The 23,539-nt window shown below is 71.5% G+C and carries 22 protein-coding genes and 2 tRNA genes; 9 read left to right on the top strand and 15 right to left on the bottom strand.

Annotated elements, in window-relative coordinates:
- The first annotated feature begins 8 nt into the window (after positions 1–8).
- Entirely contained in the window at positions 9–983 is a 975-nt protein-coding gene (locus ACFYY2_RS18210; protein ID WP_388743683.1) for a GlxA family transcriptional regulator, read from the top strand.
- Positions 984–1,006: 23 nt separating this feature from the next.
- Here ACFYY2_RS18210 and ACFYY2_RS18205 read toward each other — a convergent pair whose 3' ends face one another.
- The 9 genes from ACFYY2_RS18205 to ACFYY2_RS18165 all read right to left on the bottom strand — a co-directional run bounded on the left by ACFYY2_RS18205 (position 1,007) and on the right by ACFYY2_RS18165 (position 9,278).
- Positions 1,007–1,744 carry a D-Ala-D-Ala carboxypeptidase family metallohydrolase gene (locus ACFYY2_RS18205; RefSeq protein ID WP_388743680.1) on the bottom strand — a complete coding sequence of 246 codons (738 nt, stop codon included), beginning with the start codon at positions 1,742–1,744 and terminating at the stop codon, positions 1,007–1,009.
- A gap of 187 nt (positions 1,745–1,931) precedes the next feature.
- Positions 1,932–2,570, bottom strand: a complete 639-nt coding sequence (gene def / locus ACFYY2_RS18200; RefSeq protein WP_388743676.1) for a peptide deformylase — start codon at positions 2,568–2,570, stop codon at positions 1,932–1,934.
- A gap of 81 nt (positions 2,571–2,651) precedes the next feature.
- Positions 2,652–3,644: a tetratricopeptide repeat protein gene (locus tag ACFYY2_RS18195; RefSeq protein WP_388743671.1), complete on the bottom strand. Its 993-nt coding sequence runs from the start codon at positions 3,642–3,644 to the stop codon at positions 2,652–2,654.
- Between the two features lie 90 nt (positions 3,645–3,734).
- Positions 3,735–4,985 carry an HD-GYP domain-containing protein gene (locus ACFYY2_RS18190; RefSeq protein WP_388743668.1) on the bottom strand — a complete coding sequence of 417 codons (1,251 nt, stop codon included), beginning with the start codon at positions 4,983–4,985 and terminating at the stop codon, positions 3,735–3,737.
- A complete protein-coding gene (locus ACFYY2_RS18185) occupies positions 4,982–6,370 on the bottom strand; it encodes an HD-GYP domain-containing protein (RefSeq protein WP_388743666.1) in 1,389 nt (462 codons plus the stop codon). Before ACFYY2_RS18185 ends, ACFYY2_RS18190 begins: the two co-directional genes overlap by 4 nt.
- Before the next feature lie 141 nt (positions 6,371–6,511).
- Positions 6,512–6,832: a mycothiol system anti-sigma-R factor gene (gene rsrA, locus ACFYY2_RS18180; RefSeq protein ID WP_388743663.1), complete on the bottom strand. Its 321-nt coding sequence runs from the start codon at positions 6,830–6,832 to the stop codon at positions 6,512–6,514.
- Positions 6,829–7,485 carry a sigma-70 family RNA polymerase sigma factor gene (locus tag ACFYY2_RS18175; protein WP_388743660.1) on the bottom strand — a complete coding sequence of 219 codons (657 nt, stop codon included), beginning with the start codon at positions 7,483–7,485 and terminating at the stop codon, positions 6,829–6,831. Before ACFYY2_RS18175 ends, rsrA begins: the two co-directional genes overlap by 4 nt.
- 297 nt (positions 7,486–7,782) lie before the next feature.
- Positions 7,783–8,445, bottom strand: coding sequence for an alpha/beta family hydrolase (locus ACFYY2_RS18170; protein WP_388743658.1), 663 nt, complete (start codon positions 8,443–8,445; stop codon positions 7,783–7,785).
- Between the two features lie 17 nt (positions 8,446–8,462).
- Positions 8,463–9,278 carry an SOS response-associated peptidase gene (locus tag ACFYY2_RS18165; RefSeq protein WP_388743656.1) on the bottom strand — a complete coding sequence of 272 codons (816 nt, stop codon included), beginning with the start codon at positions 9,276–9,278 and terminating at the stop codon, positions 8,463–8,465.
- A 73-nt stretch (positions 9,279–9,351) separates the two neighbouring features.
- On the opposite strand from ACFYY2_RS18165, the gene ACFYY2_RS18160 reads away from it, so the two are divergent.
- The 4 genes from ACFYY2_RS18160 to ACFYY2_RS18145 all read left to right on the top strand — a co-directional run bounded on the left by ACFYY2_RS18160 (position 9,352) and on the right by ACFYY2_RS18145 (position 13,021).
- Positions 9,352–10,065: a M50 family metallopeptidase gene (locus ACFYY2_RS18160; RefSeq protein ID WP_388743654.1), complete on the top strand. Its 714-nt coding sequence runs from the start codon at positions 9,352–9,354 to the stop codon at positions 10,063–10,065.
- Positions 10,066–10,180: 115 nt separating this feature from the next.
- Positions 10,181–11,560, top strand: a complete 1,380-nt coding sequence (gene aroA, locus ACFYY2_RS18155) for a 3-phosphoshikimate 1-carboxyvinyltransferase (RefSeq protein WP_388743651.1) — start codon at positions 10,181–10,183, stop codon at positions 11,558–11,560.
- 4 nt (positions 11,561–11,564) lie between these two features.
- The gene (gene rsgA / locus ACFYY2_RS18150) at positions 11,565–12,581 is read left to right on the top strand and encodes a ribosome small subunit-dependent GTPase A (RefSeq protein WP_388743648.1); all 1,017 of its coding nucleotides are present in this window, start codon (positions 11,565–11,567) and stop codon (positions 12,579–12,581) included.
- A gap of 116 nt (positions 12,582–12,697) precedes the next feature.
- A complete protein-coding gene (locus ACFYY2_RS18145) occupies positions 12,698–13,021 on the top strand; it encodes a multidrug efflux SMR transporter (RefSeq protein ID WP_327114883.1) in 324 nt (107 codons plus the stop codon).
- Here the strand turns inward: ACFYY2_RS18145 and ACFYY2_RS18140 are convergent.
- Positions 12,913–13,581 carry a TetR/AcrR family transcriptional regulator gene (locus tag ACFYY2_RS18140; RefSeq protein ID WP_388743645.1) on the bottom strand — a complete coding sequence of 223 codons (669 nt, stop codon included), beginning with the start codon at positions 13,579–13,581 and terminating at the stop codon, positions 12,913–12,915. The genes ACFYY2_RS18145 and ACFYY2_RS18140 overlap by 109 nt on opposite strands.
- A 136-nt stretch (positions 13,582–13,717) precedes the next feature.
- Here ACFYY2_RS18140 and hisN point away from each other — a divergent pair, with 136 nt between their 5' ends.
- Positions 13,718–14,518: a histidinol-phosphatase gene (gene hisN, locus ACFYY2_RS18135; RefSeq protein ID WP_388743642.1), complete on the top strand. Its 801-nt coding sequence runs from the start codon at positions 13,718–13,720 to the stop codon at positions 14,516–14,518.
- 197 nt (positions 14,519–14,715) lie between these two features.
- Entirely contained in the window at positions 14,716–15,117 is a 402-nt protein-coding gene (locus ACFYY2_RS18130) for a cyclic nucleotide-binding/CBS domain-containing protein (protein ID WP_388743639.1), read from the top strand.
- 85 nt (positions 15,118–15,202) lie between these two features.
- Here ACFYY2_RS18130 and ACFYY2_RS18125 read toward each other — a convergent pair whose 3' ends face one another.
- A complete protein-coding gene (locus ACFYY2_RS18125; protein WP_388743636.1) occupies positions 15,203–16,666 on the bottom strand; it encodes a catalase in 1,464 nt (487 codons plus the stop codon).
- A gap of 146 nt (positions 16,667–16,812) precedes the next feature.
- Between ACFYY2_RS18125 and ACFYY2_RS18120 the strand changes: the two genes are divergently transcribed.
- Positions 16,813–17,232 carry a Fur family transcriptional regulator gene (locus ACFYY2_RS18120; RefSeq protein WP_388743633.1) on the top strand — a complete coding sequence of 140 codons (420 nt, stop codon included), beginning with the start codon at positions 16,813–16,815 and terminating at the stop codon, positions 17,230–17,232.
- Positions 17,233–17,377: 145 nt separating this feature from the next.
- Here ACFYY2_RS18120 and ACFYY2_RS18115 read toward each other — a convergent pair.
- The 4 genes from ACFYY2_RS18115 to ACFYY2_RS18100 form a co-directional block, all read right to left on the bottom strand.
- Positions 17,378–17,451, bottom strand: a tRNA-Met gene (locus tag ACFYY2_RS18115).
- A 95-nt stretch (positions 17,452–17,546) separates the two neighbouring features.
- Positions 17,547–19,586 carry a tetratricopeptide repeat protein gene (locus tag ACFYY2_RS18110; RefSeq protein WP_388743631.1) on the bottom strand — a complete coding sequence of 680 codons (2,040 nt, stop codon included), beginning with the start codon at positions 19,584–19,586 and terminating at the stop codon, positions 17,547–17,549.
- Between the two features lie 212 nt (positions 19,587–19,798).
- Positions 19,799–19,872: transfer RNA gene (locus tag ACFYY2_RS18105), tRNA-Met, on the bottom strand.
- Positions 19,873–19,914: 42 nt separating this feature from the next.
- The gene (locus ACFYY2_RS18100; RefSeq protein ID WP_388744319.1) at positions 19,915–22,842 is read right to left on the bottom strand and encodes a UPF0182 family protein; all 2,928 of its coding nucleotides are present in this window, start codon (positions 22,840–22,842) and stop codon (positions 19,915–19,917) included.
- Positions 22,843–22,969: 127 nt separating this feature from the next.
- Here ACFYY2_RS18100 and ACFYY2_RS18095 point away from each other — a divergent pair, with 127 nt between their 5' ends.
- Positions 22,970–23,539, top strand: coding sequence for a PPA1309 family protein (locus ACFYY2_RS18095; RefSeq protein ID WP_388743628.1), 570 nt, complete (start codon positions 22,970–22,972; stop codon positions 23,537–23,539).

Raw genomic sequence — 23,539 nt, 5'->3', positions numbered from 1 at the left:
ATGACGCCATGCTGAAGAATGTGGCCGTCCTGCTGCTCGACGAGGTCCACCCCTTCGAACTCGGCGTCCTGTGCGAGGTGTTCGGGCTCGACCGCTCGGACGAGGGCCTGCCGGTGACCGACTTCGCGGTCGTCTCCGCGGAGGGCCCGGTCCTGCGGACCCACGCCGGATTCACCATCAGCACACCCCACGGGCTGGAGCGGCTGGAGGAGGCCGACCTCGTCGCCGTGCCCGCGGGCAGCCACTTCACGGCGCGGGAGTATCCGGAGGAGGTCCTCGACGCCCTGCGCCGGGCCGTCGCGCGCGGCGCGCGGGTGCTGAGCGTCTGCTCCGGCGCGTACGTCCTCGGTGCCGCCGGGCTGTTGAACGGCCGCCGGTGCACCACCCACTGGCGCCACGCCGACGAACTGGCCCGGCGCTTCCCGGAGGCACGCGTCGAGCCGGACGTGCTGTACGTCGACGACGGCGCGGTCATCACGTCGGCGGGCACCGCCGCGGGGATCGACGCCGCCCTGCACCTGGTCCGCCAGGCGCACGGTCCCGCCGTGGCGAACGCCATCGCCCGGCGCATGGTGGTCCCCCCGCACCGGGACGGCGGCCAGGCGCAGTACATCAAGCGGCCGTTGCCCCGGACCCGGTGCGACACGGTCGGCGAGACGCTCGCCTGGATGGAGCGCCATCTCGACCAGGAGATGACCGTGGAGCAGCTGGCGGCACAGACGCACATGTCGCCCCGGACCTTCGCGCGGCGCTTCCAGCAGGAGACGGGCACCACTCCGTACCGCTGGCTGCTCAGGCAGCGCGTGCTGCTGGCGCAGCACCTGCTGGAGACGTCGGACGAGACGATGGACACGATCGCGGGACACACGGGTTTCGGGAACGCGGCCGCCCTGCGCCACCAGTTCGTGCGCTCGCTGGGCACGACGCCGAACGCCTACCGCCGCACGTTCCGGGGGCCGGGCGGTCTGACCGAGGCGGCCTGACCGGCGGCCCCCGGAGCGCGCCGTCAGATGCCGCAGCCGGAGGCGGACCAGAAGTGGCTGGGCCCCTGGTTCACGTGGATGTGGTCGCTGTGGCCGGCGTAGCCCGGACCGAGGATCCCGTTGAAGCCGTGGTTGCGGGCCTGCTTCGCGATGGTGCACAGCGAGTGCGGCCCCGATCCCAGGTCGACCGCGTCGCCGTAGAGGTGGCGGCTGTTCGTCGCTCCGCCGACCGCCGCGTTGCAGGAGGTGGAGCGGAAGCCGCTGGTGACCCGGATGGACTGGTCGCCGAGCGCGTGCCGCAGCGCCTCCAGCTTCCACATGCTGCTCAGGGCGTTCGCCTTGGCCGTGCCGGCCGCCACGGCCCCGCCGGCCCAGGTGCTGTTGCAGGTGTTGAGCTCGGGGTAGGTGAAGTGGATCGGCGTGCAGTCGTCGTCCTGCAGCGCGTAGAGCTTGGACTGCGTGGCCGGGCCCGCGATCCCGTCCGCGGCGAGGCCGTAGGCGGACTGGAAGCGCTTGACGGCGGCGGTGGTGGCCGGACCGTACGAACCGTCGACGGCCAGCACGGCGTTGTATCCCGGGTAGCCGGACACCCTGATCTGGAGCTGGGTGACGTCGTTGCCGGTGGCGCCCGGCGACAGGGTGCGGGTCCAGGTGTAACAGCCGTCGGCCTGCGCGGTGCCCGCGGTGACGACGGCCCCGCCTACAGCGAAAGCCATGGTCATGACAAGGCCGAGCAGGAGATGTGCGGTACGTCTGAGCATCGGGGTCTCCCTGCGCGATGAGGTGGACGGGTGAGCGTACCGGTGAGCCTGTCGGACGGGTCGACGCGCGTCAACCACGCCCGGCGGAAGGCCGGTCGAAGGAAATCCGTGCGCTGACGCGCCACGGCCCACGGCGCGCCGAAGGGGCCCCGCCGGCGGCGGGGCCCCTTCGCCACAATGGCCGGGATCAGTCGTTGGGGACGACCTCGTAGCGGGGTTCGCCCTCCGCCATCTGCTTCAGCGCGTCTTTGCGGTCCCGCTTCGAGAGCCGGTCGATGTAGAGGTAGCCGTTGAGGTGGTCCGTCTCGTGCTGGAGGCAGCGCGCGAAGTACCCGCTGCCGCGCACCTTGATCGCGTTGCCCTGGGCGTCCTGACCGCGCACCACCGCGTAGTCGGGACGCGCGAGCGCCGCGTAGGCCGTCGGCACCGAGAGGCAGCCCTCGTTGGAGTCGTCGAGGTTGCGCTGCTCGGGAGCCAGGTCCTCCAGGACCGGGTTGCAGATCACGCCGACGTGCCGGACGTTGTCGTCGTCCATGCAGTCGTAGACGAAGACCTTGCGGTCCACTCCGATCTGGTTGGCGGCCAGGCCCACGCCCTGGGCGGTCCGCTGGCTCGCGAACATGTCGTCGATCAGCCGCGCGAGCTCGTCGTCGAACTCCGTGACGTCCTTGCACTCCTTGTGCAGAACCGGGTTGCCCACGACCGTGATCGGACGGGACGTGCCGCGCTCGCGGTACGCCGCCTCACGCGCCTCGCAGTCCTCTGTGTCCACGAGGAATCCCTCGTCGTCCACACCGGTCCGCTGGTCCGTCTCCTGCTGCGACATGTCCGCCGTAAGCCTTCCTGCAAGCCTGAAACCCGTGAGTACCGCACCGCGATCGGTGCGCGTACAGCCTACGGGCACTGCTCAGCAGACTTCCTCCAGATCACGCCACTCACGGCTGTCCGGGCTGTCCGCCACCCAGCCGTCCAGCAGTCCGCGCACCAGCGCGGCGGGCGCCGCTATCCCGCACTCACGCTCCGGAACCCACAGGTCACCGGCGGTCCGGTGCCCCAGCGGGCCCGGATGCCCCGGCTCACTGTGGTCATGCGGATCGAGGTGCTCGCCGTCGCCCTCGTCACTCTCCATCCGGCTCTCGGAACAGGCACGGCAGAGCAGCCGCACGGAGGACGACCAGTCCTCGGCGGCGAAGCCGGCGTCCGAGGCCAGCTGCTCCAGCGCGTCCCGGTCCGCCTCGGTGGCGGCTTCCAGCAGCACCACCCAGGTGGGGACGGGCGAGGGCGCCCAGAGCTCGATCTCGTCGAAGACGGGGTAGGACGGCCCGGCGGCGGTGACCCGCTCGCCGTTCGGCACACCGTCGTGCAGGACGACCTCGCCCCAGCGCCGCCCCGAGGAGGGCAGCGGGATCGACAGCACTTCCATCCGCGCCGGATCCAGCCGACGGCCCCAGACGACCTCGGCCTCGCCCTCGGGCGAGAGCCGCACGGCCGCGCTGCCCAGCTCCATGCCCGTGGGTTCGCTGTTGGCCGCGGCGTTGTACTGGCCGCTGCCGGGCACCTTGAGCCCGTACGCCTGCCAGGCACGGCGCGCCAGCGGCCAGTCCTGGAGCGCGGTGGCGGCGATCCCGACGTTCCACCAGTCCGGGGCGCCGGACTCCCGGTCCAGCAGGGCGACGGCCCGCAGTCCCGCGGCCCTCGCCTGCTCCCAGTCGTGCCGGAACTTGTGCAGCAGTGCGAGATTGAACCAGGACTCCGAAAGCCAGGGCTCCAGGTCCGCCGCACGCGTCAGCAGCGCCCCCGCGTCCTCGTACCGGCCGTCGCCGATCAGCGTGAACGCGCGGTCCGTGGCCTGCCGCCAAGAGGCGGACGGCCGATGCCGTACCTTCCCGAAGATCCTCACGATTCCCGCCTGTCCCGACTGGACACCCTCGTTTGCCGCTCTCTTCGCATCCAACCATGCCGGGCCGGACGCTCGCTCATTACCCGTGGGTTACCCGGTCCGCACCGGCACGGGACCGCCTCGCGCCAGGACCCTGGCCAGCGCTTCGACCACCTGTGGCTGGTAGTCGCGGCCGGTGCCGAGCCTGAGCTGCTCCAGCGCCCGCAGGGACCCCTTGCCGCCTTCCCCGCACAGGTCGTCGTACGCGTTGACCGTACGGACGATTCTGGCGGCAGTCTGCTGTTCCCGGTACGGATCCGCCTGCCGCTCCACCACCACGGCCACCGCGGGGTCCACCCCGGTCTGCCGCACGACGGCCCCGCCCAGCAGGGCGATACGGCGCTGCTCGTCCGCGGGGAGGGCCGCGGTGGCCCCGTGCGGCACCGGATCGACGAGCGAGAGCTGGCCGATGTCGTGCATGAGCGCCGCGTACTCCAGGACGGTCAGCTCGGGGCCGCCGAGCCCGAGCTCCCGCCCCACGGCCGTCGAGAGGTCGGCCACCCTGCGGGCGTGGCCGTGCGGGGTGTAGCCGGCGATCTCGGTGGACCGGGCCAGCGACGCGATGGTCTGCCGGTAGGTCGTGCGGACGGCGGCGTAGCGGCGGAACGACACCTGGGTGAGCAGCAGCGGGACGCAGAGGACGGGCAGCGCCCACAGACCCGCGGCGGCGACCCCGAGGGCCATGACCGCACCGGTCGCGCACACCGCCGGGCCGATGCCGCTGAGCGCGCGCAGCTCGTCGCGGAGCCGGGGCCCGTACGGACGGTCGGTGCCGGCCGTGAGCGCCGCGAGGACGGCGTCGCACAGGGCGGTGAGCACCAGCAGCAGGAGCAGGAGGACGGCGACGTACGGCCCCTCGCCGAGCCAGCGGTCGCTCAGGCCCGAATGATGCAGCGGCTGGAAGCACACGGCGGCGAAGGCGGCCGCCAGGACGCGGCGGGCCGCCTGGTCGGGCCCGGGGCCGCTGCCCCGGGCCAGGTGGGGCACGGAGGCGAGGAGCTGGGCCGCGACGACGACGGTGACGACCTGGAGGGCGTCGTGCGTCGTCGCCTGCCCGCCGCTCCGGCCGAGCAGGGCGTAGGCGAGGGCGCCGGCGGCTCCCAGGGGCGCGGGCTCGCGCTCACCGGGCAGGGCGCCCCAGCGGGCCAGTTCACCCACGGTGATCAGCAGGCCGAAGGCGAGGGCGTGGCCGGGCTGGGCGACGCCGTTCCACAGGGTGTGGGCGAGGGCGGCGGCGGCGAGGGCGGCGGCCGCCGCGCGGACCACGAGGGCGGCGCGCTGGGTCCCGTGTGCGGGTGTCACAGGGGCCGCCCCGGCCGGCCGGGTGCTCCGGAGGCCGGCGGCCGCTCCCCGGGACGCTGCTGCCGCGGCAGGCCCGCGGGCTCCTCCTCCGACGTGACGGTGTTGGCCGCCGCGGACCAGCCGTGGCGGTCGAGGGCGCGGGCGAGGGCGCGCACCATCAGGGGGTCGAACTGGCTCCCGGCACAGCGTCGGAGCTCCTCGACCGCGGCGGGGACCGGCCGTCCGCGCCGGTAGGAGCGGGTCGAGGTCATCGCGTCGAAGGCGTCCGCGACGGCGACGACCCGGGCGAACTCCGGGATCTCGTCACCGGCGAGGCCGTACGGATAGCCGCTGCCGTCCAGCCGCTCGTGGTGGTGCAGGATCGCGGCGCGCGCCTCGTCCAGGAAGCCGATGCCCCGGACGATCTCGTGGCCGTACTCGGGGTGCAGTTCGATGATCCCGCGTTCCTCGGGGGTCAGCGGTCCGTCCTTGCGCAGGACCCGGGTCGGGACGCCCAGCTTGCCGATGTCGTGCAGGATGCCTGCGAAGCGCAGCGCCTCCATCCGGCTCTCCTCCATGCCGAGTTCACGCGCGATCAGCTCGGAGGCGCGGCCCACGCGCTCGCTGTGCCCGCGCGTGTAGCCGTCCTTGATGTCGACGGCCTGGACCAGCGCCCTGATGGTGGCGCGGTGCGCCGCGTGCCGGCGGTGGTACTGCGCGAACACCCAGCAGGAGATGTACATCGGCAGCAGGACGAACAGCGCGGACACCGGCCCGTACGGGCTGCGCCACAGGACGGCCATCATCAGCCCGGCGAGGGCGTGCACCAGATGGGGGCCCACGGAGCGGGCCGCGAGCCCGCGCCAGGCGTGTCCGGCCGCCATCCGCTCGGCCGTGACGAGGATGCCGCCGTCCAGCGCGGCCGGCACGAGGCTGAAGACGAGCGCGGCGGCGCACGCGGGCAGCAGGGCGTAGGGAAGATCCGGCAGGGCTCCTCCCGCCGTGCCTCCCAGGGTGGCGGGCCCGCCCAGGAACGCGTAGGCCCACGACGCGGCGCCCACGGTGAGGGCGAGCTGCGCGGCCCGCCAGACGCGGCGCGCGGCGAACGGCGGCCGGTCGACCCGGGCCGCGAGGGAGCCGGGCACCGCGACGAGGACGGCCGCCGAGGGCGGCAGCAGGAAGGCGGCGGCGATCAGCAGGGGGAGGAACGATCCGGCGTCCACCGGCAGCCTGCTGCCGAGGACGGGGACCCGGCCCGCGAGTTCACAGGCCAGATGGAGTGCGGCGAGGAGCGCGAGCGTGCCCCAGGGCGTCGAGCCGCCCGACAGCGCGGGCACGGCGCAGAAGGCGGCGCAGACGGCCACGCACAGAATGTGGACGCGCGCCGCCCCCGGTGTGCCCCTCACTCGTATCGCCCGCCCCCAGCCTGGTCAATGAGGGCGCCAGGCTAGCGACTTGGGCTGCACGGAGTGACCGAACGGGCCGGATTAGCACATTCGGGTGACATGGCCGGGGAAACGGCGCTCAGTACGCGGGGACGGAGACCGTCACTCCGCGGCGGCGGCCGGGCGGTCGGCGCCGCCCACGGCCAGGTCCTGCTCGGGGACGGCCTGCCCGGAACGGATCAGGTCGATCCGCCCCATCACCTTCGAGCGAAGGTCTGCGGGCACGTCGTCCTGACCGCAGCAGCGTTTGACCAGCTTCTTCACGGCCTGTTCGAGGCCGTACTTCTCGAGGCACGGGGAGCACTCCTCGAAATGCACCTCGAACTTGGTGCAGTCGCCCTCGGGCATCTCATGGTCGAGAAACTCGTAGAGATGGTCGAGAACCTCTGAGCAATCCGTCTCGTGCGGCTCTCCGCAGCTCATGAGCCCGAGCCTTTCGTTTCGTCCGACTCACCGGCACCGGCCGGGACGAGCCCGCGCTCTCGCGCGTAGTCCTCCAGCATGCCGCGCAGCTGACGGCGCCCACGGTGCAGGCGGGACATCACCGTACCGATGGGTGTCCCCATGATGTCCGCGATCTCCTTGTACGCAAAGCCCTCTACGTCCGCGAGATACACGGCGATCCGGAACTCCTCGGGAATCGACTGCAGCGCCGACTTCACGTCGGAGTCCGGCAGGTGGTCGAGCGCCTGGGACTCCGCCGAGCGCAGACCCGTCGACATGTGCGACTCCGCACGTGCCAGCTGCCAGTCCTCGATCTCCTCCGCGGCGCTCCGCTGGGGTTCGCGCTGCTTCTTGCGGTACGAGTTGATGAAGGTATTCGTGAGGATGCGGTACATCCACGCCTTGAGGTTCGTGCCCTCGCGGAACTGGTGGAAGGAGCCGTACGCCTTCGCGTAGGTCTCCTGGACCAGGTCTTCGGCATCCGCCGGGTTGCGCGTCATGCGCAGCGCCGCGGAGTACATCTGGTCGAGGTATCCGAGGGCGTCCCGCTCGAAGCGCGCGTTGCGCTCGGCAGTCGTCTCCTGCGCGCGGCCGTCGTCGGTCCCTGTGTCGGTCCCAGTGACCGGACCCACCTCCTCCAACGATGTGGCGGGGCCGAAACCGGTCCCACTCGCATCGGAGAATAGTCGACCTTGCTGCTGCGCGGGCTGTCGCTCCGCTGTGCCCGGCGCGTGCCCGGGCGCGCCCTTGGCCGCGTGAAGCACCGTCCACTCGAGTTCGGCGGCGCTCGAGCGGCTCGGGCAGATGGTGGAACCCATGCGACGGACTCCCTCTCCACGTACGACGTTGTTGTACCGACACCAGCCACAACAGCCGCCCCGCACGGCGCATTCCCCGGTCTCGCACGGGCGGCCCGGGTGTGAGGAGGACTACGCCGGCCGGTGCAGTCCGTCCAGCCAGCCGGCCACCGCGGCGGTGAGCAGGTCCATCGCCTGATCCTGGGTCAACGGCGCCTTCTTCGGGACGGCGAAGCCGTGGTCCGCGTCCGGCACCTCCACGAGGCCGTGGTCCCCCGCGGGGAACTCCTCCGGGCGCCCGAACGGGTCACGGCCGCCCTGGACCACCAGGACGGGCACCCCGGCCTCCAGCAGCTCGTCCCGGCGGGACTTCTCCGGCTTCCCCGGCGGGTGCAGCGGGAAACTCAGCGCGAGCACCGCGCGGGCACCCAGTGCGGCAGCCGTGCGGCAGGCGACCCGGGCCCCCGCGCTGCGCCCGCCCGCGACGACGGGCAGCCCGGGCGCGGTCAGCGCCGGCCACAGCCCGGTCCATCCGGTGTCCAGGGTCCGGGGGGCCGGTGCGACCTTCTTCCCGGCCACCCGCCACGGCTGCTCGACCAGGGCCACGGTCACGCCTCGCCCCGGCAGCCCGGCGGCCAGGGCCTGCAGGTCGCGGGCCTCGATCCCGCCCCCGGCGCCGTGGCCGACGGCGAGCACGAAGCGCGCCTCCTTCGCCGGGAACCAGCTGATCCTGGCCTCCCCGGCGTCCGTGGCGACGGTCTCTGTCCTCTGCGGTGTCCCTGCGGTACGGCTCACGGGGCCATCCTGCCGGGTCAGAAGAGCGTGCTCACCTCGGGCGCGGCCAGCTCGTCCAGGAGTTCCGGCCCGTTGTTGCGGACGTTGCTGACGGCGGTGGCCACCGGATAGGCGCGCATCAGGCCGCCGGGCGGCGGCGCGAGCAGCGCCTTCAGCTCCTCGACGTCGGTCCGGGACGGGTCGAGCCAGTCGTCCCAGCGGTCCGGCGTGAGCATCAACGGCATCCGGGGGTGGATGTCGGAGAGCGAGCCCGGCCCGTCCGCGGGGGCCACGGCGAGCGGCGAGGTCTCCGCCTCGGTGGTGATCACCGAGCAGGTCACCCACCAGGCCTGGGGGTGGTCGTCGGGGAGGGTCCGGTCCCGCCAGAACTCGTACAGGCCGGCCATGGCGAAGACGGAGCCGTCGGCGGGCGTCACGAAATACGGCTGCTTGCGGGGCCGCTTCTTCTTCCCCTTCTCCTCCAGCTGCCGCTCGTCGGCTCCGGTGACCCACTCGTAGTAGCCGTCCGCGGGCAGGATGCAGCGCCTCGACACGAAGGGCCTGCGGAAGGACGGCTTCTCGTGGACGGTCTCCGCGCGCGCGTTGATCATGCGCGCGCCGCCTTCCGGCGTCTTCGACCAGGACGGCACGAGCCCCCACTTCAGGGTGCGCATCTGGCGAACCGGCCGCTGGTCGTCCGCGTCCTTCACAGGACGGTCCAGGATCGCGTAGACCTCCTTGGTCGGCGCGACGTTCCAGTCGGGCTCCAGGGTCTCGGAGGGTTCCCATCTCTCGACGCCGAAGAGCCCGGTCAGATCCTCAGGCCGCCGACTCGCTGCATACCGTCCGCACATAAGTGCCAGACTGCCACGACCCGCCGGTCGAGTGGACGTGAATCCCTCGAGCATGGAAGGAGCCGCCCGCGCCATGGACAGCACCGATCTGGGTGAGCTGTGGGACCGCGTCTTCGGGACCCAGGCAGCCCCTGCGCAGTGGCTGGTGGTCGTGACGGCCACCGCGGCACTCGCCGCCGTCGTGCCGAACCTCATATGGCGGCTCTCCCGGAACGCGATCACCATCGCGCACGAGGGCGGCCACGGACTGGTGGCCCTGCTCACCGGACGCCAGCTCTCCGGCATCCGTCTGCACTCCGACACCAGTGGGCTGACCGTCAGCCGGGGCAAGCCCACCGGTATCGGCATGATCCTCACCGCGGCGGCCGGCTACACCGCGCCCCCGCTGCTCGGGCTGGGCGGGGCCTGGCTGCTGGCCGACGGCAGGATCACCCTGCTCCTGTGGCTGGCGACGGCGCTCCTGGCGGTCATGCTGGTCATGATCCGCAACCTGTACGGGGCGCTGACCGTCATCCTCACGGGCACGACGTTCCTGCTCGTGTCGTGGCTGACCTCGGCAGAGGTCCAGGCGGCGTTCGCGTACACCGTGGTCTGGTTCCTGCTGCTCGGCGGCGTGCGCCCGGCGTTCGAGCTGCAGTCCAAGCGGCGTCACGGCGGCGCCCCCGACTCCGACGCCGACCAGCTCGCACGGCTGACGCACGCACCGGCGGCGATGTGGCTGCTCCTCTTCCACGTGGTGTCGCTCAGCTCGTTGACCGGCGGCGGGCGCTGGCTGCTCGGGCTGTGAGGGCCGGTGCCCGGCACGGGTGGGCACCGGCTCCTGTATCACCCTTGTATTAAGCCCTGGTTTCCGCCCTTTTGGTCAGGATCTGGGTTTGCGGTGAGCCACTAAAGTGAGGGGCATGACCGAAAGCTCCGTGCACCCTGCCCTCTGGCCCGCCCCCCGTGCGACCGGGGCCGTCGACGCGACCGTCACCGTGCCCGGATCGAAGTCGGTCACCAACCGCGCTCTCGTGCTCGCCGCACTGTCCTCCGAGCCCGGCTGGCTGCGCCGCCCGCTGCGGTCCCGGGACACCCTGCTGATGGCGCAGGCCCTGCGCGCGATGGGGGTCGGCATCGAGGAGGGCGTCGGTCCCGACGGCTCGGGCGAGGCATGGCGGGTCATCCCGGCCGGTCTGCACGGCCCGGCCCGGGTGGACGTCGGCAACGCGGGTACGGTCATGCGCTTCCTGCCCCCGGTCGCCTGCCTCGCCGACGGTCCCGTCCACTTCGACGGTGACCCCCGTTCCTACGAGCGCCCCCTGCACGGCGTGATCGACGCGCTGAAGGCGCTGGGCGCCCGGATCGACGACGACGGCCGGGGCACCCTCCCGCTCACCGTGCACGGAGCGGGGGCCCTGGACGGCGGCCCGGTGGCGATCGACGCCTCCTCCTCGTCCCAGTTCGTCTCCGCGCTGCTGCTGTCCGCGCCCCGCTTCAACCAGGGGGTGGAGGTCCGGCACACCGGATCCGCGCTCCCCTCGATGCCTCACATCCGGATGACCGTCGACATGCTGCGCTCGGTGGGGGCCCAGGTCGACGAGCCCGAGACGGGGGGCGAGCCGAACGTCTGGCGGGTGTCCCCCTCCGCCCTCCTGGGCCGCGATCTGACCGTGGAGCCGGACCTCTCCAACGCCCAGCCGTTCCTCGCGGCGGCGCTGGTGACCGGCGGCCGCGTCACCGTCCCCGACTGGCCGCTGCGCACCACCCAGCCGGGTGACGCGCTGCGCGAGATCTTCACCGCAATGGGTGGCTCGTGCGAGCTGACCGAGCGGGGCCTCACCTTCACGGGCTCGGGCAGCGTCCACGGGATCGACGTCGACCTGAGCGAGGTCGGTGAGCTGACGCCCGGCATCGCGGCCCTCGCCGCGCTCGCGGACTCCCCGTCCACGCTGAGCGGCGTCGCCCACCTGCGGCTGCACGAGACGGACCGGCTGGCCGCGCTGACCAAGGAGATCAACGGCCTCGGCGGCGACGTCACCGAGACCGCCGACGGCCTCCACATCCGGCCCAGGCCGCTGCAGGGCGGGGTGTTCCACACCTACGACGACCACCGCATGGCGACGGCGGGCGCGATCATCGGCCTCGCCGTGGCCGGGGTGGAGATCGAGAACGTCGGTACGACCGCGAAGACCCTGCCGGACTTCCCGGAGATGTGGACCGGCATGCTCGGGGAGCCGTCCGGCGCGGTCGGGGTCGCCCCCGGGGCACTCGGCGCCGCCCGCGGAAGCAGCGGGGTCTGAGGACGTGCGCCGCTACGGGAAGAACCCCGACGAGGACGACATCCGCGTACGCCCCAACCCCAAGGGCAACCGGCCCCGGACGCACACCCGCCCCAAGCACGAGGACGCCGAGGAGGGCATGGTCCTCACCGTCGACCGGGGCCGGCTGACCTGCCTGGTCGACGACCGCACCGTGGTGGCCATGAAGGCCCGGGAACTGGGCCGCAAGGCCGCCGTGGTGGGCGACCGCGTCTCCCTCGTCGGCGATCTCTCCGGCGACAAGGACACCCTGGCCCGCATCGTGCGGATCGGCGCCCGCACCTCGGTGCTCCGCCGCACGGCCGACGACGACGACCCCTTCGAGCGGGTGGTCGTCGCCAACGCCGACCAGCTGGCCATCGTGACGGCTCTCGCCGACCCCGAGCCGCGCCCCCGCATGATCGACCGCTGCCTGGTGGCGGCGTACGACGGCGGGCTCAGCCCGCTCCTCGTCCTGACGAAGTCCGATCTGGCCTCGGCGGACAAGCTGCTGGAGGCGTACACCCCGCTGGGCGTCCCGTACGTCGTGACCAGCCGCGAGGAGCTGGAGAACGGCGACGCCGCGGAGCGGGTGCGCGAACTGCTGCACGACCGGGTGACGGCCTTCGTCGGGCACTCGGGCGTCGGCAAGACGACCCTGGTCAACGCCCTGGTCCCGAAGGACAGGCGCCGCACCACGGGTGTGGTCAACGCGGTCACGGGCCGCGGCCGTCACACCACCACGTCGGCGCTCGCCCTGCCGCTGCCGGAAGGACGCGGCTGGGTGGTCGACACCCCGGGTGTGCGTTCCTTCGGCCTGCACCACGTCGATCCCTCCCGGGTCATCCACGCCTTCCCCGACCTCGAACCGGGCACCGAGAACTGCCCGCGGGGCTGCACCCACGACGGCCATGAGCCGGAGTGCGCCCTGGACGCCTGGGTCGCGGAGGGACACGCCGACCCCGCACGTCTCGACTCTCTGCGCAGGCTCCTCTCGACCCGGGAACGGCGCGAGGGCGACTGAGGCACGGGGGTCGGTTCGAGCGGTCCGACTCGCGCACGTTTGCGAGGTCCCGCGGCTGGTAAGGGCATAATCGCGTCGAGCGTGACGAGGCGTCACCTACGTGGGAGGCACGGACGATGGCGTGGTTGCTGGTCGTGGTCGCAGGACTGCTCGAGACCGGCTTCGCCGTGTGCCTGAAGCTCTCGCACGGATTCACCCGGCTCTGGCCGACGATCGCGTTCTGCGCGTTCGCACTGGGCAGCTTCGGCCTGCTCACCCTGGCGCTGAAGAAGCTCGACGTCGGCCCCGCGTACGCGGTGTGGACCGGTATCGGGGCGGCGGGCACGGCGATCTACGGCATGGTCTTCCTCGACGACGTGGTCTCCACGCTCAAGCTGGTGTCGATCTCCCTGGTGATCGTCGGGGTCATCGGGCTGCAGCTCTCGGGCTCCTCGGCCTGAGACCCCCGCTCGCCTTCCGCCCGGCCCGCTGCCGGATCCGCCGGCACCAGCGCGTACGAGACGGCGAGCCTGAGCGCGATCTCGCAGGTCAGCTCCAGTTTCGCGCGATCGTGCGCGGCCGGGCCCTCCCGCAGGGCCACGACCGCCCGGTCGCGCACGAGTGTGAGCAGTTCGGCGGGCGTGGGCAGTGCCTGACCCGCGCGTGGTCCGGCGCCCGGGGTCACCGGGCGGGGCAGGCGTTCCCCCCAGACACCGGTGATCAACGCCTTGACCAGCACGTTCGCGCCGGCCGCCCGGACCGTCCAGCGGGCGAGCTCGGCGGGCCCGTCCCCTTGCCTCCGGTCGGCGCCGAGCGTCCGGTCGACGCCCGCCAGGTAGCCGTCGGCCGCGCGCCGGATGAGGGCGCGGGCCAGGCCGTCCTTGCTGCCGAACTCGTTGTAGAGCGTCTGCCGGGACACCCCGGCCCGGGCGGCCACGTCGACCATGCGCACCGACGTCCAGGACTGTCCGGAGAGCGCCGAGTGCGCGGCGTCCAGAAGGGCTTCACGCGCTGTCGGCATCGTCGCCTCCCACGCCGGGACCTGCGCTTCAGAGTTGACGCGGCCGAGGAGCCTGTCAAGGGTCCGCGCGCAGGGGAACCCGGCGCCCGCACGGGTCCGTGTAGCCCGGGCGGGTGGCTGTGGATACTGTGACGGCATGCCCGATTACCACGATGATCTGCGCCTTGCCCACGTCCTGGCGGACGCCGCCGACGCGGCGACGATGGACCGGTTCAAGGCTCTGGACCTCAAGGTCGAGACGAAGCCGGACATGACCCCGGTCAGCGAGGCGGACAAACACGCCGAGGAGCTGATCCGAGGTCATCTGCACCGGGCACGGCCCCGCGACGCGATCCTGGGCGAGGAGTACGGGGTCGAGGGCACGGGTCCGCGGCGCTGGGTCGTCGATCCCATCGACGGCACCAAGAACTACGTGCGCGGGGTTCCCGTCTGGGCGACGCTGATCTCCTTGATGGAGGCGGGAGAGAACGGCTTCCAGCCCGTGGTCGGCGTGGTCTCGGCTCCCGCGCTCAACCGGCGCTGGTGGGCGGCGAAGGGCGCCGGAGCCTTCTCCGGCCGCAGCCTGACCTCCGCGACGCGGCTGCGCGTGTCGGAGGTCGAGCGGATCGCGGACTCCTCGTTCGCGTACGCCTCGATGACGGGCTGGGAGGAGCAGGGCCGGCTCGACGGGTTCATGGACCTGACGCGGGCCTGCTGGCGTACGCGCGGTTACGGCGACTTCTGGCCGTACATGATGGTCGCCGAGGGCTCGGTGGACATCTGCGCGGAACCGGAACTCTCCCTGTGGGACATGGCCGCCAACGCGATCATCGTCCAGGAGGCCGGCGGGCGCTTCACGAGCCTGGACGGGGTCTCCGGTCCCGGCGGCGGCAACGCGGCGGCTTCGAACGGACTGCTGCACGAGGAACTTCTCGGCTATCTCAACCAGCGCTACTGATCCCGCCTCGCGAGCGTGCCGGGGCCGCACGCGCCTCCGGCACCACCGGTCCCGTTCGAACAGCCGTCCCGGCGCGCACACCCCCTTGTTGACTGCCGCACGGGGTGCGACTCTGAGAGTCCCCCCATTTGTGAACTTGTGAATCGGCTCACGAAGGCCACTCCCGGGTTCGCATGACGAAGGAGGTGGCTCGTTCCATGCTCGTCCGCGACGCCATGAGCACACTGGTCCTCACCATCGGCCCGGCCCACACCCTCCGCCAGGCGGCTCGGCTGATGTCGGCCCGCCGGATCGGAGCAGCCGTCGTCCATGATCCCGACACCTGCGGCCTCGGGATCATCACCGAACGCGACATCCTCAACGCCGTGGGCGCCGGACAGGATCCCGACGTGGAGACCGCCTCCACCCACACCACCACCGAGGTGGTCTTCGCCTCGCCCACGTGGACCCTCGACGAGGCCGCGGAAGCCATGACGCACGGGGGCTTCCGGCATCTGATCGTGCTGGACGGTGACGGCCCCATCGGCATCGTCTCGGTACGCGACATCATCCGGTGCTGGACTCCGGCCAGGAGGCCGTCCGCCGAGCTGGCCGTCTGACGGGGGCCGGGGCCGGACACGGCGGCGGGCCGGACCCCTGGCACGTCCAGGGAGGTCCGGCCCGCCACCCGCAAGGCGTCCCGTACTAGCCGCGCAGGGCCCGGACCGCGGCCTCCAGACGCTTGCCGAAGTCACCGTCCGCCTGACGGAAGTTGCCGATCGCGCGGTCGGCGATGTCGTCGCGCGAGACCTTGGCGATGAACCCGGCCAGGTTGTCGATCAGCCGGGTCTTCTCGTCGTCCGAGTACAGCCGGTACAGGTTGCCCGCCTGCACGAAGTCGTCGTCCTCGGAGTGGGACGGCGCCTCGTGGTTGCCCGTCCCGCCGGTGACGGGCACGGGCTGCCAGAGCGGGCGACCGGTCTGGTTCGGGCCGCCGAAGCTGTTCGGCTCGTAGTTCTTCGCACCCTTGTGACGGCCGTCGTAGAGGAGGCCGTCTCGGCTGTTGGTGCGCGCCTCCGTGGCGTGGGGACGGTTCACCGGCAGGTGGTCGGCGTTGATGCCGACGCGGTAGCGGTGGGCGTCGCCGTACGCGAAGAGGCGGCCCTGGAGCATCTTGTCCGGGGACGGACCGATGCCGGGCACGAAGTGCGCCGGGCTGAAGATCGACTGCTCGACCTCGGCGAAGACGTTCTCCGGGTTCCGGTTGAGCTCCAGCGTGCCGATCTCGATCGGCGGGTAGTCCTCGTGCGGCCACACCTTGGTGAGGTCGAACGGGTTGAAGCGGTAGCCGGCGGCTTCGGCCGCGGGCATGATCTGGACCTGCACGGTCCAGGTCGGGAAGTCGCCCCGCTCGATGGACTCGCGCAGGTCGCGCTGATGGCTGTCCGGGTCGACGCCGGAGAGGCGGACGGCCTCCTCGGTGGTGAGGTTCTTGATGCCCTGGTCGGTCTTGAAGTGGTACTTGACCCAGAAGACCTCGCCGGCCTCGTTGTTCCACTGGAAGGTGTGCGAGCCGTAGCCGTTCATGTGACGGTACGAGGCCGGGATGCCCCGGTCGCCGAACAGCCAGGTCACCTGATGCGTGGACTCGGGCGAGAGGCCCCAGAAGTCCCAGACGTTGTCCGCCTCCTGCGAGCCGGTGTACGGGTCGCGCTTCTGGGTGTGGATGAAGTCGGGGAACTTGATGGCGTCCTTGACGAAGAACACCGGGGTGTTGTTGCCGACGAGGTCGTAGTTGCCCTCCTCGGTGTAGAACTTCAGCGCCCAGCCCCGGGGGTCGCGCACCGCGTCGGCGGCGCCGAGGTTGCCGGCGACGGTGGAGAAGCGGAGGAAGGTCTCGGTCTGCTTCCCGACCTCCGAGAGGAACTTCGCCCGGGTCCACCGCGAGACGTCACGGGTCAGCGTGAACGTGCCGTAGGCGCCGGCGCCGCGCGCGTGGACGACCCGCTCCGGGATGCGCTCCCGGTTGAAGTGCGCGAGCTTCTCCAGAAGCGCCTGGTCCTGGACGAGGACCGGTCCACCCGGGCCGGCGGTCTCGCTGTTCTGATTGTCGGCCACCGGTGCCCCGGCCTCCGTGGTGAGCGGTCCCTGCGTCACGTGCGCCTCCATGAGTCTTTCCTGCGCACTGTCCTGTCGGCGCAGCCTGTCCTGCCCAATACCGAGACCGATCCTACAATGGACTTTGTCCAAGTCAATCAGCCATCTAAAGTCAAACCCGCTCGGGACTCAACCCTCCCCGCTGCTAGGCTGGCCCCATGAGTGACCTCCTGGAACGACTTCGTGGACGCGGCTGGCGGATGACGGCTCAGCGGCGCGTCGTGGCCGAGGTCCTCGAAGGGGACCACGTGCACCTGACGGCGGATGAGGTCCACGCGAGAGCCGTCACCGTGCTTCCGGAGATCTCCCGCGCCACCGTGTACAACACGCTGGGCGAGATGGTCTCCCTCGGCGAGGTCATCGAGGTCTCCACGGACCGCCGGGCCAAGCGGTACGACCCGAACGCCCACCGCCCCCACCAGCACCTGGTGTGCGGACGCTGCGGCGCCATCCGGGACGTGCACCCCTCCGGCAACCCGATGGCGGACCTGCCGGCCGAGGAGCGTTTCGGCTTCACGGTCTCGGACGTCGAAGTGACCTACCGCGGCACCTGCCCGAACTGCGCCGCCACCGCCTGACAGCGGCGCCTCCCCAGGGGCCTCTGCCGGGCTCCCGCACGCCTCCGTCCAGCAAGCCGCACGGCACGGACACCTCTGCGGTCCTGGGCGCGAGCACATACGACAGAGGCCCGGATCCTTGAAGGATCCGGGCCTCTGTCTTGAGTAGCGGGGACAGGATTTGAACCTGCGACCTCTGGGTTATGAGCCCAGCGAGCTACCGAGCTGCTCCACCCCGCGTCGTTGTGAGTGCAACAGTACGGCACCCCCACCGGGCGGGGCAAATTCATTCCCCGGACACCCGTGCGCAGCCCTCGCGCACCCGCCGCGCTCCGTCACGCGGTGAGCTCCTGGTGCAGCGCGTCGAGCAGCCGGGCGGCCCGCTCGGCCACCTCGGCCGGACCCAGCTCCACCGCGCGGGCACACCAGCGCTTTCCCTCGGTGAGCTCACCCCGGCGTGCGGCGAGCAGCGCGAGGCGCAGCGCGGCCCGGCCGTGCCCGTCGTTCGCTGCGCGGCTCCACCACAGGGCGGCTTCGCGCTCGCTGCCCTCGCGGGCGAGCAGCAGGCCGAGATTGAAGGCTCCGTTGCGGCTGCCCGACTCGGCGGCCTCGCGGTACCAGCGCGCGGCGCTCTCCATGTCCCCGCGTGCGGCCGCGAGCATCCCGGCCCGCACCTGGGCGCGGCGGTGCCCCTGCTCGGCCGCCCTCTCGTACCACTCCTCGCACTCGGTCTTCTCCGGCATGGGCTCCCCCAGTGCGGGAGGTCCCGGCGCTGGCTGGCGCAAGTCGAGCACGCCCGCCAGCCGGAAGGCGGCCTCGGCGCTTCCACCGCCGGCCGCGCAGCGCAGATGGCGCTCGGCCTCCTGCTCCTCGCCGTCCCGCAGCAGGGCCATGCCCACCTGGAGCGCGGCGTCGGTGTGCCCGGCCGCCGCCGCCCGCTGGTACCAGCCGAAGGCCGTACGGTCCTCGTCACGGCCCGCGTGCAGGATGCCGAGGTTGAACGCGGCGTCCACACTGCCCGCCTCGGCGGCCTTGGAGAACCACGGCTCCGCCCCGCTCGCGTCCCCGGCCTGGAGCAGCAGCACGGCCAGCGCGTTGGCCGCCTCTCGGTGGCCGGCGTAGGCGGCACGGCGGTACCACTGCTCCGCCTGCGGGATCCGGTCCTGGGCCGCGCAGAGCAGACCGAGGTTGTAGGCGCCGTTGACGTCGCCCGCGTCCATGGCGGCCCTGTACCAGCGCTCGGCCGTCTGCTGCTCGCCGCGTGCGGCGTGCAGCGCGCCCAGCGCGTTGGCGGCGTTGCCGTCGCCGTCCTGGGCCGCCCGCAGCCACCACACGGCCGCGCTCTCCTCGTCGCCGGCGTCGCGCAGCAGGAAGCCGAGGGCGCACGCCGCCCGGGGCTCGCCCTCCTTGGCGGCGGTGAGATACCAGCGGCCCGCCTCCTTCAGCTCCCCGCGCTGTTCGAGGATGGCTCCGAGATGGAGGGCAGCCCGGCGGTGCCCCCGTGCGGCGGCCTGCCGGTACCACTGCTCGGCCTCGCCCACGCGGCCGGCGTCGGGACCCGCGACGGGGCCGTCCCGCTTCACCGCCGTCACCGGCCGCTCCGGCGGCATTCCGCCGCCGGTGAGGCGCCCCGGGCCGAGGGTGTCGTACGCGTCGCCGACCGCGTTGCGCTCGACCGCCCGCGCCAGGCGGTACGCGGCCTCCCGGTGCCCCTGCTCCGCGGCGGCGCGCAGCCAGCGCTCGGCACCGACGTCGCCGCGGTGCTCCAGCAGGTCGGCGAGTGCGTACGCACCCAGTGCGTGCCCCTGCTCGGCGGACTGGCGCAGCCAGTACTCGGCTCCGGGCTCGTCACCGCGTTCGCGGAAGTGGCGCCCCAGGGCGTGCGCGGCGGCGGCGGAGCCCGCCACGGCGGCGATGCGCCACCAGCCCGCCGCCTCGTCCGGGTAACCGCGCTGATGGAGGAGTACTCCCAGGTTGTTGGCCGCGGCCCGGTCCCCCTCGGCCGTGGCCGCGCGCAGGTAGGTCTCGGCGCCGTCCAGGTCGCCGCGGCGCAGCAGGAGAGCACCGAGCACGCTCATCGACCCGGCGTCACCGGCCTCGGCGGCACGCCGGTGGCGCGCCTCGGTCTCGTCGGAGTGGTCAGCGGTGTCCGTGGTGTCGGTGCTCCCGGGCGCATCCGCGCTGTCGGTGCGGAGGGCGGCCGTACCCGGCTCGTCGAGGTCCACGGCGCCGGCGGACGCGTCGCGGGTGTCCGCGAAGGGGTCGGCCACGGCAGCGGCGAATGCCGCATCTGCCACGTTTTCCGCCGTCCGGCCGCGTCGCTGCACAAACCGCCCTGTCTCCAACAGAGTTGCCCTGTCCCCCATAAATACCATCGTCGCACCACCTGTAACCCGCGTACACCTGGTATATCGCGGCCAGTGAGGTCACTACAGCGTTTTGTCGACATGCCCACAGGGAGACAAGTGAAACACGTTCGGACGCAACTCGCCTTGAGCGAACCGCACTTCGGTCGCACAACTTGCGAGGGACCTCACGGCATGACGAAGGCCCGGATCCCAAAAGGATCCGGGCCTTCGTCATTCAGTAGCGGGGACAGGATTTGAACCTGCGACCTCTGGGTTATGAGCCCAGCGAGCTACCGAGCTGCTCCACCCCGCGTCGTTGTGTTCAAACCGTACCACGACGCGGGGTGGTGCTTTCTCAGCTGCCCTGGTCAGCGCCCTCGCCGGCGGCGCCGTCCGACGAGTCCGCACCGTCGGCACCGCCCTTGGGCTGAGCCGCCGCCGCCGCCTTGAGCGCGTCCTGAAGGTCCGCCTGCGCCTTGCCGTACGCGGTCCAGTCCTGCTTCTGCAGGGCCTCCTCGCCGGCGGTGTAGGCCTTCTGGGCGTCCGCGATGGCCTTCCTCAGCGCCGCGTCCCCGGTGGCCGGCGGCTCCGTGGTGTCACCCGGCGGCTCGGTGGGCTGCGTCGGCGGGTTCGTCGTATCGGAACCCTCGACCCCGAAGACCGCGTTGAGCGCCTCCCCGAGGCTGTTCTCGAAGACGATCTTCGACCCGTACGAGGCGGCCACCTTGCGCAGCAGCGGGTAGTTCTGTGTGCCACCGCGCGTGTAGACCGGCTCGATGTAGAGGAAGCCCCCGTCCAGCGGCACGGTGAGCAGATTGCCGTACTCGATGTCCGAGTCGGTGCCCTTGAGGTTCCTCACGAACTCGGCGACGTCGTCGTTGCCGTTGAGCTCACTCTGGACCTGGCCGGGACCCTTCACCGTGGTGGTGACTCTCAACAGCCTTATCGTGCCGTAGTCGTCACTGGCCGCGTCCGCGTCCACCGCCATGAACGCCCCCAGGTCGGGACGCCCCTTCGGTGTGAAGGTCGTGGTCAGGGAGAACTTCTGCGTGTCCTGGCCCGGCATCCTCATGCTCAGGTAGTACGGCGGAACGGCCCCCGGCTCCTTGTTGGTGGGGTCGTCCGGCACCTGCCAGGCGTCACTGCCGCTGTAGAACTGCGCGGGGTTCTGGACGTGGTAGCGCGTGAGCAGCTCCCGCTGGACCTTGAACAGGTCCTGCGGGTACCGCAGGTGGTCCATCAGGTCCTTCGGGATGTCGGCCCGCGGCTTCACGGTCCCCGGGAAGGCCTTGCGCCACGTCTTGAGCACCGGGTCCTCGGTGTCCCACTCGTAGAGCTTCACCTTGCCGTCGTAGGCGTCGACGGTGGCCTTCACCGAGTTGCGGATGTAGTTGACCTGGTTCTGCTGGGCGACGACCGCACGCTGGTTGGTGGTCAGCGAGTCGGCCGTGGTGTCGCCGAGCGTCGTACGCGAGGCGTACGGATAGCCGTTGGTCGTGGTGTAGGCGTCGACGACCCACTGGATACGTCCGCCGACGACCGCCGGATATGCGTCCCCGTCGATCGTCAGCCAGGGTGCCACGGCCTCCACGCGCTCCTTGGGAGTGCGGTTGTACAGGATCCGCGAACCGTCGCCGATGGCTCCCGAATACAGTATCTGCGGCTCGCTGAAGGAGACGGCGTAGGCGGCGCGGTTGAATGCGTTGGAGAGGCTGACCCCGCTGTCGCCCTTGTAACTGGTGGTCTTCTCGCCGTCCTCCTCGTAGTCGAGCTCCTTCTGGGGCCCGCCGACGATGGAGTACTGCCCGGTCTTCTCGCCGTAGTAGATCCGCTGCTCGTACTTCGGCAGTTCACCGGTGGTCGGGAGGCCCGACTCGGTGAAGTCCGGGGAGCCCGCCGGGTTCGTGCCCGTCGTGGTGCCCCGCGCCGCGATGGCGCCGTAGCCGTGGGTGTACGTGAAGTGGTCGTTGATCCAGTTCCGCTTGGGGAGACCTTCGAGGTTCAGCTCGCGCAGGCCGATGACGGTGTCCTGCTCCTTGCCGTCCTCGCCCTTGTACCGGTCGACGTCCAGCGTCTTGGGGAACTGGTAGTAGTTCCTCTTCTGCTGGAGCTGCTGGAAGGCGGGGGAGACGACGTTGGGGTCCATCACCCGGTAACTGGCGGCCGCGTCGGCGTCCGCCCGGAGCTTGGCCCCGTCCGTCGTCGTGCTCTTGCCGGAGTAGTCGTCCACCTGCGCGTCGTCGATGTCGTAGGCGTCACGCGTCGCGTCGATGTTCTTCCGGATGAACGGCGCTTCCTTCGCCTGCTCGTTCGGCTGGACCTGGAACTTCTGCACGATCGCCGGGTAGAGCCCGCCGATCAGGATCGCGGAGAGCACCATCAGGCCGAAGCCGATCACCGGAAGCTGCCAGGTGCGCCGCCAGAGCGTCGCGAAGAACAGCACGGCGCAGATCACCGCGATGCAGAACAGGATGGTCTTCGCCGGCAGGTAGGCGTTGGCGTCGACGTAGCGCAGGCCCGTCCAGTTGTCCGTGGCCTTGAAGTCGCTGGACTTCACCGCCAGTCCGTACCGGTCGAGCCAGTAGGCCACGGCCTTCAGCGACACGAAGATGCCGAGCAGCACGGAGAGATGGCCCGTGGCCGCCCCGGTGGCGCGCGCGCCGGGGCTGGTGACCCGCAGTCCGCCGTACAGGTAGTGGGTGAGCGCCGCCGCGATGAGCGACAGCACGACGGCCGCGAAACCGAAGCCGAGGAGGAAGCGGTACCACGGCAGGTCGAAGGCGTAGAAGGACACGTCCAGCTTGAACTGGGGGTCCTTCTGCCCGAACGACACGCCGTTCACGTACATCAGCCACGTACGCCACTGCCCCGAGGCCGAGGCCCCGGCGATCAGGCCGACGAGCGCGGTGACCGCGAGCAGGACCCACTTCTTGTACGGAGCGACACTCATCCGGTAGCGGTCGAGGCTCTGCTGCTCCATCGACATCGCGCTCAGCGGCGGCCGGAGCCGGTGTGCGAGCCAGATGTTCACGCCGAGGGCCACGGCCATCAGCAGTCCGAAGACGAGGAACAGTCCGATCTTGGTCCACAGAGTGGTGGTGAAGACGGACGAATACGCGACCGACCTGTACCAGAGCCAGTCCGTCCAGAACCCGGCGAACATGACGAAGGCCATGGCGAGAACCGCCAGGACCCCCAGGGTCATGAGCAGGGTCCGGACGCGCCGGGACGGGCGGCCGACTCTGATCCGTGGCCCGGTCGGGCCTCCGCCGCGGTCCGGCATCTGGAAAGCCAACGTGCGCACCTCGAAGTTCGCGGTCGTAAGAAGCGGGCTCCGCGATCGTAGAGCCCACCTATGCAACTTACTGAGGCTTTACCTAGTTCCCGTTCCCGGGGCGGAAGGAGGCAGGATGTTGGCCATGCCCAACGTTTCCCCCTCAGGCCCCCCGATGGCCGCGAGTCCTCTCACCGTCGCCGTCCTCGAGATCGACGCCTATGCCGCGACCCTCGGCTGGGACCAGCCCGCCCGGCTGTTCGCCCTGGTCGACACCGCGCGGCTGCGCGCCCAGGAGCCGGGCCTCGCCGCCCAGCTCGGCCTCGACGACACCGCTTCCACGCCCGCCACCCTCACCCCCGTCGAGCAGGAGGAGCTGCCCGACGGCACGGCACTGGACGAATTCCTCGCCACGATCGCCTGGCCCGACGCCGTGGTCGGCTGCGCCATGACCGTGGAGCGGCTGATGCTCCCGCCGTCCGCGGAGGCCTCCGTACCGGAGGGCCTCGGCGACGCCGAACTCACCAAGTGGGTCGCCGGCCACCCCGACCGGCAGGAGGTCCGGATGACCGTCGCCGTGCTGCGCGACGGGGCCCGCGACTCCGCCGTCAGGCTGCGCGAGAAGGACTCCGCGACCGAGGTCCTGACCGGCGCCGGCCTGGTCCCCGGCCTGGCCGACGCGCTCGCGGCCACGTTCGAGTCCTGA

Origin of the sequence: Streptomyces sp. NPDC001822, from assembly GCF_042892135.1 — a bacterium.
In the GTDB taxonomy this organism is placed as follows: Bacteria; Actinomycetota; Actinomycetes; order Streptomycetales; family Streptomycetaceae; genus Streptomyces.
Note: the sequence above shows the minus strand (reverse complement) of the source record. Positions and strands in the feature narration are given on the sequence as shown.